At 40.3% G+C, this 17,787-nt stretch carries 12 protein-coding genes; 8 read left to right on the top strand and 4 right to left on the bottom strand.

Annotated elements, in window-relative coordinates; translation table 11 throughout:
- Positions 1 to 3: 3 nt before the first annotated feature.
- Positions 4 to 1,731, bottom strand: a complete 1,728-nt coding sequence (gene oadA, locus J2746_RS10360) for a sodium-extruding oxaloacetate decarboxylase subunit alpha (RefSeq protein WP_209620262.1) — start codon at positions 1,729 to 1,731, stop codon at positions 4 to 6.
- A gap of 254 nt (positions 1,732 to 1,985) precedes the next feature.
- Positions 1,986 to 3,419, bottom strand: a complete 1,434-nt coding sequence (locus J2746_RS10355; RefSeq protein ID WP_209620259.1) for a PAS domain S-box protein — start codon at positions 3,417 to 3,419, stop codon at positions 1,986 to 1,988.
- A gap of 93 nt (positions 3,420 to 3,512) precedes the next feature.
- On the opposite strand from J2746_RS10355, the gene J2746_RS10350 reads away from it, so the two are divergent.
- From J2746_RS10350 to J2746_RS10325, 6 genes are all read left to right on the top strand, one after another.
- Positions 3,513 to 7,124 (top strand): methyl-accepting chemotaxis protein, encoded by a 3,612-nt coding sequence (locus J2746_RS10350; RefSeq protein WP_209620254.1) that lies wholly within the window; start codon positions 3,513 to 3,515, stop codon positions 7,122 to 7,124.
- 15 nt (positions 7,125 to 7,139) lie between these two features.
- Positions 7,140 to 7,652 carry a chemotaxis protein CheW gene (locus J2746_RS10345; protein WP_342451835.1) on the top strand — a complete coding sequence of 171 codons (513 nt, stop codon included), beginning with the start codon at positions 7,140 to 7,142 and terminating at the stop codon, positions 7,650 to 7,652.
- 207 nt (positions 7,653 to 7,859) lie between these two features.
- Positions 7,860 to 11,615 carry a methyl-accepting chemotaxis protein gene (locus J2746_RS10340; protein ID WP_209620251.1) on the top strand — a complete coding sequence of 1,252 codons (3,756 nt, stop codon included), beginning with the start codon at positions 7,860 to 7,862 and terminating at the stop codon, positions 11,613 to 11,615.
- Between the two features lie 12 nt (positions 11,616 to 11,627).
- On the top strand, positions 11,628 to 12,119 hold the full coding sequence (locus J2746_RS10335) for a chemotaxis protein CheW (protein ID WP_209620248.1): 492 nt from the start codon (positions 11,628 to 11,630) through the stop codon (positions 12,117 to 12,119).
- Positions 12,120 to 12,317: 198 nt separating this feature from the next.
- Positions 12,318 to 12,917 carry a CheR family methyltransferase gene (locus J2746_RS10330; RefSeq protein ID WP_209620245.1) on the top strand — a complete coding sequence of 200 codons (600 nt, stop codon included), beginning with the start codon at positions 12,318 to 12,320 and terminating at the stop codon, positions 12,915 to 12,917.
- Between the two features lie 35 nt (positions 12,918 to 12,952).
- On the top strand, positions 12,953 to 13,291 hold the full coding sequence (locus tag J2746_RS10325; protein WP_209620242.1) for a GNAT family protein: 339 nt from the start codon (positions 12,953 to 12,955) through the stop codon (positions 13,289 to 13,291).
- A 59-nt stretch (positions 13,292 to 13,350) separates the two neighbouring features.
- On the opposite strand, the gene tnpA is transcribed toward J2746_RS10325, so the two are convergent.
- Positions 13,351 to 13,767, bottom strand: a complete 417-nt coding sequence (gene tnpA, locus J2746_RS10320; RefSeq protein WP_209620239.1) for an IS200/IS605 family transposase — start codon at positions 13,765 to 13,767, stop codon at positions 13,351 to 13,353.
- A gap of 53 nt (positions 13,768 to 13,820) precedes the next feature.
- On the opposite strand from tnpA, the gene J2746_RS10315 reads away from it, so the two are divergent.
- Both J2746_RS10315 and J2746_RS10310 read left to right on the top strand, forming a co-directional pair.
- Entirely contained in the window at positions 13,821 to 14,957 is a 1,137-nt protein-coding gene (locus J2746_RS10315) for an RNA-guided endonuclease InsQ/TnpB family protein (protein ID WP_209620237.1), read from the top strand.
- A gap of 72 nt (positions 14,958 to 15,029) precedes the next feature.
- Positions 15,030 to 16,283 carry a CYTH domain-containing protein gene (locus tag J2746_RS10310; protein ID WP_209620234.1) on the top strand — a complete coding sequence of 418 codons (1,254 nt, stop codon included), beginning with the start codon at positions 15,030 to 15,032 and terminating at the stop codon, positions 16,281 to 16,283.
- On the opposite strand, the gene pap is transcribed toward J2746_RS10310, so the two are convergent.
- The gene (pap, locus tag J2746_RS10305; RefSeq protein ID WP_209620231.1) at positions 16,277 to 17,779 is read right to left on the bottom strand and encodes a polyphosphate:AMP phosphotransferase; all 1,503 of its coding nucleotides are present in this window, start codon (positions 17,777 to 17,779) and stop codon (positions 16,277 to 16,279) included. The two genes, J2746_RS10310 and pap, sit on opposite strands and share 7 nt — an antisense overlap.
- Positions 17,780 to 17,787 lie beyond the last annotated feature (8 nt).

Raw genomic sequence — 17,787 nt, 5'->3', positions numbered from 1 at the left:
CACCTACTCAACACTCAACAGCACATCACCTGATTTCACAGCATCGCCCTCTGAAATCAGAATAGCTTTAACAGTTCCGCCATGTGGTGCATGGATTGCATTCTCCATCTTCATGGCCTCAATGACACAAACAGTGTCTCCTTCTTCAATGGAGTCACCCACATTTACTTTAATGGAGAGAACCATTCCCTGCATGTGACTTGTAACAGCCCCGGCAACGGAGTCAGAACTTGTTTTCTCTGCTGTTTCAACAACCTGTACCGCACCTACGGCAGGATTCACCTTTACATTGAAAACCTCACCATCGACTTCAACATTATATTCTGTTGGTATACCTGTCACATCAGCAGTTGCACATGGATTTTTCTTTTCCATAATTGGCGTAAGCTGTTCCTCTTCAAGCTCACCCTTGAGGAATGCAGGAGCAATAGCAGGATATAGCGCATATGTCAGAATATCCTCTTCCTTTTTGACAAGTCCCATTTCCTCTGCTTCCTTTTTAGCTTTCTCGTATTCAGGATCGATAAGGTCAGCCGGTCTGCATGTGATAGGTTCTTCATCACCAATGATCTTTGCAATGATCTCATCACTGATCTTCTGAGGTGGTCTTCCATAGAGACCACGTACATAATCCTTTACCTCTTTTGGAATGACCTTGTATCTCTCACCCATAAGTACATTGAGAACCGCCTGAGTACCTACTATCTGGCTGGTCGGGGTTACAAGAGGCGGATAACCGAGTTCTGCACGTACGTGTGGCATTTCCTTTAGCACATCGTCAAATTTGTCAAGTGCATCCTGCTCTTTAAGCTGTGAAACAAGGTTTGAAAGCATACCACCCGGAATCTGATAGAGCAGGACATTGGTATCGATCTGTTCTGATATCGGATCGAGTATACAGCGATATTCCTCCTTGATATCCTTGAAGTATTTTGATATCTCGGAAATAAGCTCAAGATCAAGTCCTGTAGCCCTTTTTGTTTCTGAAAGTGATGCTACAATGGACTCTGTTGGTGGCTGTGATGTTCCCCATGCAAATGGAGAAAGTGCAGTATCCAGTATGTCCACACCTGCTCTGCATGCAGCCATATAACTCATTGGAGCCATACCTGATGTACAGTGGGCATGCAGGTCAACTGGCAGATTGACCTCTGTTTTAAGAGCTTTTACAAGATCATATGCCTGCTGTGGTGAGATAAGACCTGCCATATCTTTTATACAAATAGAATCGCATTCAAGTTCGGCAAGTTCGGTTGCCAGCTCCACATATTTTTCAATGGTATGTACAGGACTGATGGTATATGCAATTGTACCCTGTACATGTGCCCCTTCCTTTTTAGCCACAGTGATGGCTTTTTCCATATTGCGGATATCGTTAACAGCATCAAATACTCTGAAAATGTCGATACCGTTCTCATAAGCTTTCTTTACGAACTTTTCCACAACATCATCAGAGTAATGCCTGTATCCTACCAGGTTCTGTCCCCTGAGCAGCATCTGTGCAGGAGTTTCCTTCATGTGTTTCTTGAGTTCTTTTAGTCTTTCCCATGGGTCTTCATTAAGATATCTGATAGAGCTGTCGAATGTTGCCCCTCCCCACATCTCGAGTGAATAGTATCCGACTTCATCAAGTTTGTCAACTATCGGGAGCATGTTGCGTGTGCGCATCCTGGTAGCAATGAGGGATTGATGCGCATCTCGAAGAATAGTTTCAGTTATTTTTACTTTCATGTGAATCCTCCGGGAATTTCCTAATAATGATAAAATGCCGTAGCATTTCTGGTATTATAATAGTGAAGCATCTAACTTCATGTCATATGAAATGAAATTGTAGTCTATATATCATGTTCTTTTATGTAGTTTCTGGTGAGCATTTATATATCACCTAAAAAAACCAAACGTTTTGAAAAAAAACAACTAAGGACTAATAATATTGTGTAACATATAATTACTATGAAATATAATATTCAAAGGTCTATTTACTTTTAAGCCTTGTTTGAATTGACTCTTTTTGTCGTTCCCTGAAAACCGGAAAAAGTCCCTTCTTCGTCAAATAGCATTTTAGCATAGATCTCTATGGGAACAAGATTTTTGCTTTTGTCATAAATAACTGTCTCTATCTTAGTGTATTCATCATCGGACCCATTCTTTAATCGATAGCTCATAATCTTCATCATCTTTTCAATTTCGCTATCCGGGAAATGGTCCTGAATATTTGTCCCGATAAAATCATCAGCTTCCAGATCAGTTATGTTAACTGAGGCAGGATTGGCATAGGTGAATACTAAATCTTTATCCAATTGCCAAATGCTGTCAAAGGTATTGTCGGCAAGCAAACGATATTTCTTCTCGCTTTCTTTTAATTCCCTTTCAATTTTTCTCTGTTCGGTGATGTCCTGTCCGGATGCTACAATTCCTACAACGTTTCCATCTTTGTCCTTAAAGCTCACATTTGTCCATTTAATTAGCTTTTTTTTGCCACCTGGTGTGACAATATAGCTTTCGAAGTTGGCCTCTCCTTCCTCATTTAAAATCTGTGCACATAGGTTCTTTGCATCTTTTCTATCGGATTCGAATATGAAGGCATCTACAAGGTTCTTTCCAACAGCTTCTTCATTCGTACAGCCGAGAATCTCAAGACCTTTTCTGTTAATGTTTTTTATATTATTATGTTTATCAGTTACTGTAATCAGAACACCCGCAATATCAAGGTATTTTTGCGCTTTTTCATGCTCTTCATGGAGTTTTTCTTCGATCTGCTTTCTTTCCATTATCTTCTTTTTGAGCATTTCATTTGCTTTTTCAAGTTCAGAGGTTCTTTCAGAAACCAGTCTTTCCAGTTTTTCCTGTTCTTCTCTTAAAGAATTCTGTTTTCGGATCTCTTCTGTTATATTCTCCATAATGAGAGTTACACCAGGCTGACCGTCATCAAATCTTGAAGGAATTATCTTTGTTTTCAGGAACCACAATTCGTTATTGATAATAATATCCAGCATTTCAACAAATGATTTTCCTGTAAGCTCCTCATCGATTTTTTCCATTAATGTTTTATTGGATATCATCGGAGGCAGGATATCAGCTATTTGACTGCCAATGAGGTCCTCTTTTGTAGTTTTTGCAATATCGGAGAACTTGTTGTTCACCTGAACGACCTTAAGATCAGTGTCTATTACTAATATATAGTCAGAGGAAAAGTCGAGTAGAGTGGAAACTGGAATTCTTTGTGAAAGGAAATAAACTTTTGCGGTACCGACATTCTCCATCTCTACATGGCCACTGATTCTTAGAAGTTCCAGATATTTTGCGACAGTATTCCTGTTCACACCTATTTTTTTAGAAATATCCGTTACACTAAGTCCCCGGGGATTTTTTTTCAGGATTGCTTTGATCCTGGAAGCTTCTTCCTTGTATAATTCCATTAATATAAACTAATATGATTTGCTCTAAAAAACGAACTTACGCAAAAAAGCAGCATCATTGATTTAAAAGAAGCAGAGGACTTCCACAATCAAATGCTTGCAGAGCAGGTCCTTGATCTTATAGATTCTGTTGTTGAGGGAAAACTTGATGCCCGTGGTGACACTTCTGAGCTGACAGGAAATTGTAAAAATGTTCTGGAAGGTGTTAACCAGCTGCTTGATGCTGTAATGGGACCACTTAACGTTTCTGCGGAATATATAGACCGCATATCCAAAGGAGATATTCCTGAAAAAATTACAGATGAATACAAAGGGGATTTCAATGAGATTAAAAACAATCTCAATATGTGCATTGATGCCATAAACGCCCTGGTTGAAGATTCTATAATGCTGGCTCAGGCAGGTGTTGAAGGCCAGCTTGACAGACGTGCCGATACCAGCAGACACAATGGAGATTACCGTAAGGTTGTGGAAGGTGTCAATGGATGCCTGGACGCATTCATCGGCCCACTGAATGTTGCAGCTGAGTACATCGATCGCATATCTAAAGGAGACATACCCGAAAAGATCACAGATTCTTACAGTGGGGACTTCAACGAAATAAAGAACAATCTCAACCTTTGTATCGATTCTATCAATTCACTACTAGAAGAGGCTGAGTTCCTTACTGACGCTGCAATCGAAGGAAAGCTGAACACAAGAGCAGACAGTTCCAGGTTCAGCGGAGAGTATGCAAGACTTGTAGAAGGTATGAACGATGTAGTGGAAACACTTGTCGGACATATAGATAGTATCCCTGTTCCTTTCATGATCATTGACAGGGAATACAATATTAATTATGTTAACAGCAAGGCTGCAGAAACTGCAGGTCTTACAACCGATCACATGGTTGGAACTAAATGCTACGATCATTACAAGACAAATGTCTGTAAGACTGACAATTGTGTATGTACAAAATCAATGATTACAAATAATATCGAACACGGTGAAGCCGTGGCAAACCTGAATCAGGATGTATCTATTAAGTGCAGTGGTGTTCCACTGAAAAACAGAGAAGGTAAAATAATAGGTTCACTTGAGATATTCATGGACCAGACCGAGATCAGGAATGCTCTTGAAGATTCCGGATCCAAAGTAGAACTCCTAAACAGGATTCCGGCACCTGTAATGGCTGTAGATAAAGAATTCAATGTATCATTCATTAATCCTGCCGGTGCTAATGCAGTAGGGAAAACTGCCACAGAATGTAAAGGTATGAAATGTTACGAGCTGTTCAATACCCCACACTGTAACACCGCAGAATGCCGTGTTGCCAGAGCCATGAAAGAAGGTAACACTTCTTCTGCCGATACTGTTGCAAATCTTCCTGCAGGAGAACTTCCGATCCGTTATACTGCAACCCCGCTAAAGAACAGTGAAGGGGAGATAATCGGAGGTCTTGAATATGTTATGGATATGACCTCTGAGATAAATGTCACAAAGGAAGTACTCAAACTTGCGGATGCAGCAGTTAACGGAAGACTGGATGCACGTGCAGATATAAATCAGTTTGAAGGTAACCCGAAGGATATTGTCAATGCGGTGAACGAAACCCTTGATGCATTTATTGGTCCGTTGAACGTAGCAGCAGAGTATATTGATCGTATCTCAAAGGGCGACATACCGGAAAAGATCACCGACGAATACAGAGGAGATTTCAATGAGATCAAGAACAACCTCAATATGTGTATTGATGGATTGGGAGCCCTTATTGAATGTAACGAAGTGTTACATAAAATGTCAGTTAACGACCTCACAACCCGGGTTTCCGATGAGTACCAGGGAATCTACGCTGAGATTTCCGAAGGTACAAACAAAGCTCTTGACCACAACAAAGTGGTGCTGAGTACAACTCAGGAAATTGCCAGTGGAAATCTGAGAATGCTTGAAACATACAGGGAAATTGGAAAGAGATCAGAAAATGATGAATTCATTCCTGCATACATAAAAATGATGGAAAGTATACAGGGTCTTGTGGACCAGTTCGTTGAACTTGGATCTGCAGTTGAAGAAGGAAAGCTCGATTACAGAGCGAGCCCTGATGGTTTCGAAGGTGTCTACAATGAAGCAATACAGGATGTTAACGTTGCTTTTGATGCGGTAATATCACCACTGAACGTAGCAGCAGAATATATTGACAGAATATCAAAAGGTGACATTCCGGAACCTATTACAGATACATATTATGGTGACTTCAATGAGATAAAGAATAATATCAATGTCTGTATTGATGCCATTAATTTACTAATAAGGGATTCACAGCTACTTGCACAGGCAGGAGTTGATGGCCAGCTGGAAACACGTGCTGATGTATCACAACATGGAGGCGATTTCTCCAGGATAATCGAAGGCTTTAACAATACACTGGATGCGATTGTCACACCACTGAAAGTAAGCTCTGATGTTATCACAGCATATGCAGAAGGTGACCTTGATGCCAGGATCACCATGAAGATGAATGGTGATTTTAACGATCTGGCAAACACATTGAACTCTTTTGGAGACAACCTCCAGAAAATGATGGGAGATGCATGTGAAGTATTATCAGAAATGTCCAATGATAATCTCACCCGGGCAATATCCGTGGAATCTGTGGGAGAGTTCAGGAAACTCACCGATGGTATTGAAAGTGCCCGTTTATCCCTTAATGAAGTAGTATCGAATGTGATAAATGTTGCTGACATGGTAGTCAGAACTGCCGAAGACATGTCCGCATCAACCACACAACTAAATTCTTCAGCAGTAGAAGTTTCAGGAACTGTTGAGGAAATTTCCAGAGGATCACAGGATCAATCAACCAAGACCGAGGAAGTTTCCAGAACCATGCAGCATATGACCCAGAGCATACAGGAAGTGGCCTGCAATTCACAGAATGCTGCAACCCATGCACGCGAATCCAATGAGAAAATGACCGAATTGGGTAAAACAAGTAAGGAATTGCTCAGAATGATGGACAGCATAAAGGAAGCTGTATCGGGCTCTGCTACTGTAATCAATGACCTGGAAGAAAAATCAAACCGTATTGATGAGATAGTCAATCTTATCACAAATATTGCTGACCAGACAAACCTGCTTGCTCTTAACGCTGCTATTGAAGCAGCACGTGCAGGAGAACACGGACGTGGTTTTGCAGTTGTTGCAGATGAGGTCAGAAAACTTGCGGAAGATTCAGGAAATGCTGCAAAACAGATCGCAGACCTTATACATGAAATACAGGATGGAACCTCAGAAGCTGTTACTTCTATGGAAATGGGTACAACTGAAGTTTCAAAGGGTGCTGAATCACTTGGTGCCGGTGTTGAGGAGATCGATCAAGTAATAATTGCTGTTGATGACATTACAAAAATGGTTGTAGACATTGCTGCTGCGGCAGAAGAACAGTCTGCTTCGATTGAGGAGGCAGCATCGTCCATTCAGGAAGTTGCAGCAATTTCAGAAGAAACTGCAGCAGGTACTGAACAGACAGCTGCTGCCGTTCAGGAACAAACTTCTTCAACACATGAAATTGCAAATTCTGCAGATGAATTATCATATATTGCCCAGGATATGAAAAAGGCTGTAAGCAGATTCAAGACGTTCTGTTCGGAAAACAGGCAGACTAATAACAAAGGCACAGGAAATCCGGAGATTGCCGAATCTGCAACTGAAAATTCTGCACTGGTGTAAATAGGAGGAATTTAAGTGGAAGAAACTTTTTCAAACTCAGCTACAAGTGCAGAAGATGTTCTTCAGGTAGTTGTTTTTCAACTGGCAGGTGAGGAGTTCGGAATGGATATCATGAATGTAAAAGAGATAATTAGAATTCCTGAAATGACACACATGCCGCAAGCACCCGATTACGTTGAAGGTATTGTCAATATCCGAGGTGATGTAATAGTTGCAATAAATATGGCAAAGCTCTTTAACGTGCAATTCAGAGAACAGGACCACAATTCTCGTATTATTGTCACAGAACTTGATGATATTATAGTGGGTCTTATGGTTGAATCAGTAACTGAGGTTCTCCGAATTCAGAAATCTGAAATTGATCCTGCTCCCGACATGTTAGTATCTCGCAATGAATCAGAGGCTGTAAAGGGTGTAGGGAAACTGGATGAGCGTCTCCTTCTTCTGATTGATTCTAAGAAAGTGTTGGGAAAGGATGAGCAATTGAATATTGTAGAATCCGGCTATAAGGAAGCAGTTTCTTCCTGATCGATTTTTAAAAACCAACAGTATTTAACATAGATGTGCATTTGTGTACATCAATCTTTTTTCAAAGATATATTTTTATATAATTATCTACATCTTTAAAGTTGCATAAATATAATTATATAGATGTGTTTATATTTTATAAATAGGCAGCAGATATGCAACAGTTGAACTTGGTTGGTTTAGCTTTTGTTACTGCAGGGTGAAAACATGTTAGGGAAAAACACTAAATTATATACAGAGATAATCGATGTTCTGGATTCATTTAATGAAGGAAATTCAGATGTCAGACTCAGTACAGAATTAACTGGAACTGAGAAAGAGATGACAGAAGCACTGAACGCTTTTCTTGAAAAAGCTTCTGGATGGAAAAATGAAGCTGAGCAGCAGCATGAACTATCAAAGCAGGTCAACAAGATGGTGAATGCAACAGTTGAAGGTCAGCTTGATGTGAGAATGCAACCTGAAGACTTTGAAGGTGAATTCAGGGAACTTGCGACCGGAATTAACCAAATGATCGACGCAATAGTTACTCCATTCATGGCTGCGTCAAAATATGTAACTCGCCTATCTAACGGAGATATTCCACCAAAAATAACAAAAGAATTCAAAGGCAGTTACAATGATTTCAAAAATAAACTCAACGTTTGTGTCGATGCGATCAATGCTCTTATTGAAGATTCTGAAATGCTGGCAGAAGCAGGTTCTGAAGGAAAAGTGGATATTCGTGCAGATGCCACAAGACATGGCGGAGAATTCAGAACCATAATAGAGAACCTGAACCATACACTTGATTCGATTTCAAAACCTTTGAACGAAAGTACCGATATTCTGCTAAAACTGGCTGTCAATGATTTTGAGAATGGTGTCGAAGGAGAGTATGACGGAATTTTCAAAGACAATGCATATGCAGTTAACGAAGTCCGCAACAGGCTCCTTAATATCCAGCGTACGTTCGAGTTTATGGCCAGAGGTGACTTCAGTGACCTTCCAAGGTACAAACAGGCAGGAAAACGGTCAGATAATGACAAACTATTACCATACACAATCAGGCTCATGGAAACAGTCAAGGGAATGGCTGATGAGTTCATTGAACTCGGACAGGCCGCCGAAGCCGGAAATCTGGACTACAGGGTAGATTCTTCAGAGTTCGATGGTCTTTTCCAGGAAGCGGTTGGTACCGTAAACGGTGCATTTGATGCTTTGATCGCTCCACTCAATGTAACTGCAGAATACGTTGATCGAATCTCCAAAGGTGATATTCCTGAAAAGATCACTGATGACTATAACGGTGATTTCAACGAGATCAAGAACAACCTCAACCAGTGTATAGATGCAGTAGGGGCGCTTATTGAAGATGCAGAGATGCTGGCAGAAGCAGCCACAAACGAGCACTTTGATACCCGTGCTGATGCGAGCAGGCACAACGGTGACTTCCGTAAGGTTGTAGACGGAGTGAACAATACTCTTGATACTGTTGTGAATAAAGTATATTGGTATAATTCAATTCTTGACAGCATTCCTTTCCCAGTATCAGTAACAGATAATGATCTTAACTGGACCTTCCTTAACAAACCAGCTGAAGAAGCAACAGGTCTGAAGCGTGAGGAGGTCATCGGTCATCAATGCAGTGAATGGGGAGCCAACATATGCGGCACAGAAAAATGTGGTGTCTGCAGGTTAGAGAATGGTAATCCAATTACGTTCTTCGAACAACCCGGGGAAGATGGAGAGAAGAGCCACTTGCAGGTAGATACCTCATACATATATGACTCCAAGGGTAAACAGATCGGTCATATCGAGGTAGTTCAGGATGTCTCAGCTTCAAAGGTGAACGCAATTTACACTTCAAAAGAGATTACGCGCCTGGTTGCTAACCTGGAGAATATTGCATCTGGTAATCTGGAGATCGACTCGAACATAACCGCTGCCAGTGAACACACTGCTGTTCAGTATGAGAATTTCTCAAAAATATATGAATCGCTTGATGATGTGGCAACAGCAGTTTCCAGTCTTATCACAGATGCTAACATGCTTGAAACAGCGGCAGTTGAGGGGCGTCTCGATACCCGTGCAGATGCTTCAAGACATGAAGGCGACTTCCGTAAAGTCGTGGAAGGTGTAAATAACACACTTGATGCTGTAATCGATCCGCTCAATGTCGCCGCAGATTATGTAGAGCAGATATCTAAAGGAGAAATACCTGAAAAGATAACTGATGAATACCAGGGTGATTTCAACATTCTCAAGAACAACATCAATGATTGTATTGATGGTCTTGGTGGTCTTGTAGAGGCAAATGAAGTCCTGCAGCTCATGGTTGACAACGACCACACAAGAGCTGTTGAAGGCGATTATCAGGGAATCTATGAAGAAGTGGCAAATGCTACAAACGGAATCCGACAGAGAATCCTTACAGTTATGGGTGTCAATAAAAGAATCGCAGTAGGCGACCTTAGTGACCTTGAAGGACTCAAGAAAACCGGTAAACGTTCAGAGAATGACGAACTGATTCCATGTTACATTACCATGATGAGCAATATAGAGAGCCTTGGTAATGAATTCGTTAAACTTGGTAACGCTGCAAAGAGCGGTAATCTTGACTATAAGGCCGATTCATCACAATTTGAAGGGGCATACAGAGATGCAATGGATGCTGTTTCAGAGGCAATCGAAGCACTTGTAACACCTATGAATGAGGCAATGCGCATGGTCAATGAGTTCTCTGGAGGTCATCTCGATGCAAGGTTCAGCTTTGAAACAGAAGGTGACTTTAAGGTATTTGCCGATACTGTCGATGCATTTGGTAACGACCTGCAATCAATTATTGAAGATTCCGCAAATGTTCTTGAAGCAATTGCAAATAATGATCTCAGTCAGGCAGTCTCAGTCCATGGTGTTGGAGAGTTCAAAGTACTAACTGATGGTATAGAGAACACCAGAAGATCACTTAATGAAGTTGTATCCATGGTACATGACAGTTCAAGAAATGTTGCATCAACAGCCGAAGAAATGTCTGCTTCAGTTGAGCAAATGTCATCATCATCATATCAGGTAGCAGACACTGTTTCTGAAATATCAAGAGGTGCACAGAGCCAGGCTTCTAAGACAGAAGAGGTATCTCGTGCAATGGTTGATATGACCATGACAGTCCAGGAAGTTGCAACTAACTCACAAAAGGCAGCAGAGAACGCTAAGGATTCAAATGAGATGATCAATAGTCTTGGTGTTAATGCCAAGGACCTCCTTTTAAAGATGGATTCAATCAAAAAGGCAACAGGAGAATCATCAAACGTTATCATGGAGCTTGATGGTAAATCCAAGCAGATCGGTGAGATAGTAAACCTCATTACTAATATTGCAGACCAGACAAACCTTCTTGCACTAAATGCAGCAATTGAAGCAGCACGTGCAGGGGAACATGGTCGGGGATTCGCTGTGGTTGCAGATGAAGTCAGGAAACTTGCAGAGGATTCTGGTAATGCAGCTAAGCAGATTTCCACACTTATCAGTGAGATACAGGAAGGAACACAGAATGCTGTAACATCAATGCAGCAGGGTTCAGAGGAAGTAGAATCTGGAGCAACTGCCCTTCATGAAGCTGTATCAAGTATTGAGCAGGTGGTTGAGTCAGGAAACCTCATAGCAAATATGGTTCAGGATATTGCTGCTGCTGCCCAGGAGCAGTCCGCTTCTATCGAAGAGGTCACTTCCTCGATCGAAGAAGTTAGTGCCATTTCAGAAGAATCCGCAGCAGGAACTGAGGAAGCATCAGCAGCTGTTGAAGAGCAGAGTGCAACAATGCAGGAACTTTCAAGGTCTGCAGAAGACCTGTCAACTCTTGCAGCAGATATGAAAGTTGTAGTTGACAAGTTTATATTAGACTCCATTTCCATGGCAAGTGGAAATACTTCTGGCCCCGGGAAAAGGGAAGATTCAGACAAAGAGGAGCAGCTCCTCGTATAATGAGATGAGAATATGAAAGATGTTTCAATAGCCGGAAATGGACCGACTGAGGAATTATTACAGATGGTAGTCTTCCAGTTGGGAGGCGAGGAGTTTGGCGTAGAGATCATGAAAGTTCAGGAGATCATCAGGATGCCTGAGATCACCCAGATCCCCCAATCTCCTGACTTTGTTGAAGGTGTAATCAATCTTCGTGGCAGGATAATTGTTGTCATCAACCTTGACAAACGCTTCAATCTTGCTTCCAAGGAAGCAGATGCACATTCCCGTATCATTGTAGTTGAGATAGGTGACAATGTTGTGGGAATGATCGTAGATTCTGTCAATGAGGTACTCAGAATTCCGGAATCAAGTGTAGATCCGGCACCGGATCTGGTAATGTCCAACATTAGTAAAGAATATATTACAGGTGTTGGAAAGCTCGATGAGCGTCTACTGATATTCCTCGACCTTGCAAAGATCATGGATAAAAAAGAAGTTGAAGAAATAGCAGAACTTGCCTGAGAATACAGACATCTGCTCTTTTCTTTTTTTGATTTTTATCCATCCAAAATTTGTATTATATATTTATTTATTTATTTATTTATTTATTTGTTCTTTATATTAGTATAATCAGTAAGCATGTACATGAATTACCTACTTTTGAACATTATATATATATTTATGTACATTGAATTCTTTTCAATACAGGAGAGGAAAATTATGGCATTCACTTATTTCTTCAGAGACATGCAGACACTGGAAATGATCAGAGACTACGTAATTCCTGAGCTCAGAAGCAGAAGGTACATCCACATATGGGACGCAGGATGTGCAATGGGTCCTGAACCATATTCACTGGCTATTGTGTTAAGAGAGAACATGGGAATGATCTTCAGGAACGTGAAGATACACGCAACTGACATTGATAACAGTAATCTTTTCGGTGATATCATCAAAGAAGGCATCTATCCCAGAGAAATGGTGCAGAGAATACCAAAACCAATATTTGAGAAATACTTCTCACCTGCTGACGAGCCTGATCACTTTAAAATAGACGATGAAATAAGAAGAAGTGTCGAGTTCACCAAGCACAATCTTCTGGACATGAAACCGATCAGAACAGGGCTGAACCTTGTTCTCTGCAAAAATGTTCTCCTGCATTTTAATGAAGCTGAAAGGGTTGAAGTAATGCGGATGTTCCATGATTCTCTTGATGGTGGTTATTTTGCAACCGAACAAACCCAGAAAATGCCTGATGAACTTCGGGGTCATTTCGAACCGGTAGTTGCAAATGCACAATTATATCGCAAGCTGAATTAATAATACAGTGCATACAAAAAAGAGAGATTATAAATATGCCCCAGGAACTTAAATTCACCTTGCTCCCTCCTGCACAGGGTTCTGAGTGCAGGTGGATGAATATAGACAGAAGAGGTATCAGGGTGGGAAAAGCCAGAGGAAAGGCAGATGGCAATGTTCTTACAATCTACTCAATTAACATCTTCCCGGAATTTGAAGGAAAGAATTATGGCAGAAGGACAGTTGACCTGTTCAAATCCCAATTCAATACCATTATTGCCGACAGGGTAAGACCCACTGCAAAAGGTTTCTGGGAAAAGATGGGCTTTGTAAGCATGGAAGACGGTTCTTACATATTCAAAAAGAAAGGATCAATTCCAAGATACTGCCATTGATGAAACTACATGGCACTCTTTTTTATTTTATCACCGTTGGAGTAAGAAGCCCACCGTTTTCAAACGGTGGATGAATTACGTCCCTTATTGGAACTACCGTCAATGTATTTCTTAATCGTTTCAGCAGATACTTGACCATGAGTACCAATATAATAGCTTGGTGACCAAAGATGATTTCCCAAAAATTCCTTTTTTCGTAATTCGGGAAACTTCTGGAAAACCCTCTTAGCAGTAACTCCTTTCATAATTTTAACAATATCAGTCGGTGCTATGAATGGTGGTGCAGATATGAAAAGGTGGATGTGTTCAGGCATAACTTCAAGTTCAAGTATTTCCCATTCCTTAGAATCAGCAATTGTTCTTATCTGGTCATCAAGAAACTCCTTCAATTCATCATTCATAACCTGTTTCCGGTATTTAGTACACCATACAATATGATAATTAATTTCATACACAGCAGAACTTGAATATGACATGTTATCCTATAGGTACGAAAGGTATTTAAACATTGTGAACCTATAGGTATTTAATGCAGAAATCTTATAAGTTTAGATTGTATCCTACCAAACAACAGGAAGTAACTTTAATCAGGACAATTGATGTTTGTAGACATATCTATAACGAATTTCTTACAGACCGTAGAAATGCCTATGATAGATGTAATCAAGGATTATCTACTATGGAACAGTTGTATCAGGTTCAGTATCTTGAATTTGATACAGACGTACATTCTCAGGTAAAACAGGATGTAATCAGGAGATTAGGTAAATCATTTGATGCTTTTTTCAGACGATGTAAGAACGGAGAAGCAAAAGTAGGTTATCCTCGGTTCAAAGGAAAGAGACGATATAACAGTTTTACCTATCCCCAATCTGGTTTTAGTATCTCTGGAAAGAAGTTGAAGCTATCGAAGATTGGAGAGATCAAGATAGTTCAGCATCGAGAGATTGAAGGCAAGATCAAGACCTGTACTATTCGCAAAGATGGGAAACAATGGTATGTTACATTCTCTGTAGTCGTTGAGAACAATGTTACACCTGTTGAACCTGTTACCTTTGTAGGTATTGACGTAGGACTCAATTCTCTGGTTACTTTGAGTGATGGTACTCAGATAGATCCTCCGAAATATTATCGCAATACTGAAGGCGAATTAAAAAGACAACAACGTAACCTTAGTCGTAAAAAGAAATTCTCTAACAATTGGAAGAAACAATGTGATAAGGTAAACACCTTGCATCGTAAAATTCGCAATCAGAGAACCGATTTTAACCATAAACTAAGCAGGGAACTCATTAATGCTTACGATTACATAGCTTTTGAAGATCTGAATGTAAAGAACATGGTTAAAAATTCAAGACTATCAAAGTCAATACATGATGCATCATGGAGTGATCTAATTCAGATTACAAAATACAAAGCGGAAGAAGCTGGTAAGTTTGTAGAATTAGTTAATCCATATAACACATCTCAACTATGTAGCAACTGTGGTCAAAAGGTAGAAAAATCATTAGCGGTAAGGACACACAACTGTCCTCACTGTGGATTAGTTCTTGACCGTGACCATAATGCTGCTATCAATATTCTCAATCGTGCTGTAGGAACTACAGTTAAAGCCTGTGGAATTGAGTCGTTGGATTCGATAATGAAGCAGGAAACCACCCTATGAATAGGGTGGTAGTTCACTTTGTTCTACTTTCAGTGGTGAAAGACTTTTTACTCTTAAAACATATCTTCCATTATGGAGATTGAAGCTAAATTCCTCATATCAGAACCTGACATCTTTGAAAAACTTAAAGGTGTAGCCGCTATTAACGGATTCAGTGTAGGAGACAGAAAAGACAAAGTTTTCACAGACACCTATCTTGATACACTTGATATGGCAATTTATGCTTCAGGTTTTTCATTCCGCTGCCGTGAGAAAGCTGACAAGGTGACATATACACTAAAATCACTCTCAAGTTCTGATTCTCTTGTACACATGAGAGAAGAAGTTGAGTTCACACTTGACGAGAAACTGCCTGTAAAAAAGTGGAATAATTGTGTTCTCAGGCACAGAGTGCTTTCAATTATAGGCGAAGGTGAACTATTCCCTCTTTTTACTGTAATGCATAAAAGAGCGGATGTTCAGATAGATAGCAACCAGAGAAATATTGCAGAGATGAGTTTTGATGATGTAGTCATTGTATGTGAAGACAACAAAAAAAGCTATCTTGAACTGGAAGTTGAACTTGCGGGAGATGGAACTGAATCAGAACTGCACCAGATAGTCTCAAATCTGAAAGACATGGAAGGACTGGTTCCTGGAACTAGTTCAAAGTTCGATAACGGTCTGGAACTCTTCAGAGAAAATATGCAAAAGGACGCCAGCATATTAAACTACGGCATAAAAACAGGATATGATGATATTTCATTTGTTCCTCTCAGTGACATGATAGATGAATATGGGATAGAGGTTGAACATTCACGAAATGTTGCTGAAAATTCCTTCCACCTTTTTGATGAACTGAAAAGTATACATCTTCTGCCGGATGAGCTTCGTCAAACACTTAGAGTAGCTGCGGTTGTTCACGATATAGGCGTTATGACAGATGCAAAAAACCATCATAAAGTGGGCCGTGATATACTCTTGGAGACATGCCCCGATGAACTTCCATATCCTCTTTGCACCTTTCTGCCATGGATGACTTTTCTGCACAAAAAAAGAATAGACAGGAAGAAACTCCACAAATTATCCCTGAAAAAGAAATTCTTTGAGCTGCCGAGCCAGATGCAGGAAGATATTCTCAAGCTCTCAGCATTGCTGAGACTTGCCGATGCACTGGACTATAGCAGAATGGATAGCGAAATCTCCGAAGTTGATCTTGCAAAAGAAGATATCATAATTAAAATTAAAGGCCCTGGAGCCAGTATCGATGCAGATAGAGCAGACACCAAAGCCGATCTCTGGCGCTTGCTGTTTGAACGGGATATCTACTTCAGGGAAGATTACTGAAGCCCGCGTTCTCTCAGTTCTTTTTCGATACTGTCGACGACAGTGTTCATTATTTTGATCCTGGAATAGTACTTGTCATTGGATTCAACAATTGTCCAGGGAGCCCATGAAGTACTTGTTTTCGTCAGCATTTCATCGGCAGCGTCAAGATAGAGGTTCCATTTTTCACGGTTCCTCCAGTCGTCAGGAGTTATCTTCCATTGCTTGTGTTCGGTCTTTTCACGCTGCTTGAATCTTTTCAGCTGCTCATCCTTATCAATATGCAGCCAGAACTTAATGATTATAGTACCATAGTTGGAAAGAGTCTCTTCGAATTCATTGATCTCCCTGTATGCGCGTTTCCACTCTTCAACATTACAGAGATTCTCCACTCTTTCTACCAGCACTCTTCCATACCAGCTCCTGTCAAATATTCCAATATGGCCTGCTTCAGGGATCTGATTGTAGAATCGCCAGAGATAATGGTGTTCAAGTTCATTCTGATTGGGCACACCCACAGAAGTTACCTGATATAGCCTTGGATTCAGATCTTTAACAAGTCTTCTGATACCGCCACCTTTCCCGGAGGCATCCCATCCTTCAAAAACAATAATAACTGGTATCCTGTTTCTGAAAAGATCATACTGGAGTCGTTTCAGTTTTTTCTGATACTTTTTTTTCTCTTTTTTGTATGTGTCATGTGTGAGACTCTTATCAGGGTTGACTTTTTCAAGTATTGAAGAATCTATATTAGGAATTATACAATCATCTTTTTCCTGATTTTTTTCCATCAATGTTTTATTTTCGATATCCTGTATCTTGTATTCAATAGACTCCATCACCTTTGCAAGAATTTTAACCGTTGCGAAATTCTTATCATCGGATTCTATGATAGTCCATGGAGCAGAAGAACGATCTGTTTTTTCAAGTATTCCCTCAATAAGAGGCAAATATTTGTCATAACCTTTCAGATAATCCCTTTCTTCCTCTTCAATGATGAACTGGGGTATTCCCGTTTTTTTCATTTCAAGATATCTATTATCCTGTTCCTCCTTACTTATATGAAGAAACAGTTTGATCATCAGATAGCCACCGTCTGTTAGTTGTCTTTCAAAATAGGTCAGATTTGAAAGGCACCTTTGCATATCCTTATCAGTTTTACCTTTCTTGTTATTTTCAATAATTATCCTGCGATACCAGCTTCTGTCGAAGATGGCAATTCTGCCATTCTGAGGGATCTTTGTCCAGAAACGCCATAAAAGAGGTTTCTGTTCTTCCTGATAACAGGGTCTTCCGGTTGTATAAAGATTAAAGCCCATAGGACTTAATGTCAAAAGAAAACGATTTATGATCTCTGACATACCTGAAGCATGCCAGCCCTCAAAAACAATAATAATAGGAATGTTCATTTTCCAGGCTTTTCGCTGCAGTTCTCCCATTCGTATCTTCAGGTCATCCATTATTTTCTTGTACTCATCTTTGGGAAGACTCTTGGAAAGGTCTACATTTTCAAGCATGATATCCC

Source organism: Methanolobus bombayensis, assembly GCF_017873415.1.
GTDB lineage: Archaea > Halobacteriota > Methanosarcinia > Methanosarcinales > Methanosarcinaceae > Methanolobus > Methanolobus bombayensis.
This window is presented reverse-complemented; position numbering and strand designations above follow the sequence as displayed.

Bases quoted from the DNA above. Each gene is read 5' to 3' on its own strand.
- pap (WP_209620231.1), bottom strand. From the start codon at position 17,779: ATGCTTGAAAATGTAGACCTTTCCAAGAGTCTTCCCAAAGATGAGTAC.
- J2746_RS10315 (WP_209620237.1), top strand. From the start codon at position 13,821: ATGCAGAAATCTTATAAGTTTAGATTGTATCCTACCAAACAACAGGAA.
- J2746_RS10335 (WP_209620248.1), top strand. From the start codon at position 11,628: ATGAAAGATGTTTCAATAGCCGGAAATGGACCGACTGAGGAATTATTA.
- J2746_RS10325 (WP_209620242.1), top strand. From the start codon at position 12,953: ATGCCCCAGGAACTTAAATTCACCTTGCTCCCTCCTGCACAGGGTTCT.
- tnpA (WP_209620239.1), bottom strand. From the start codon at position 13,767: ATGTCATATTCAAGTTCTGCTGTGTATGAAATTAATTATCATATTGTA.
- J2746_RS10330 (WP_209620245.1), top strand. From the start codon at position 12,318: ATGGCATTCACTTATTTCTTCAGAGACATGCAGACACTGGAAATGATC.
- oadA (WP_209620262.1), bottom strand. From the start codon at position 1,731: ATGAAAGTAAAAATAACTGAAACTATTCTTCGAGATGCGCATCAATCC.
- J2746_RS10355 (WP_209620259.1), bottom strand. From the start codon at position 3,419: ATGGAATTATACAAGGAAGAAGCTTCCAGGATCAAAGCAATCCTGAAA.
- J2746_RS10350 (WP_209620254.1), top strand. From the start codon at position 3,513: ATGCTTGCAGAGCAGGTCCTTGATCTTATAGATTCTGTTGTTGAGGGA.
- J2746_RS10340 (WP_209620251.1), top strand. From the start codon at position 7,860: ATGTTAGGGAAAAACACTAAATTATATACAGAGATAATCGATGTTCTG.
- J2746_RS10310 (WP_209620234.1), top strand. From the start codon at position 15,030: ATGGAGATTGAAGCTAAATTCCTCATATCAGAACCTGACATCTTTGAA.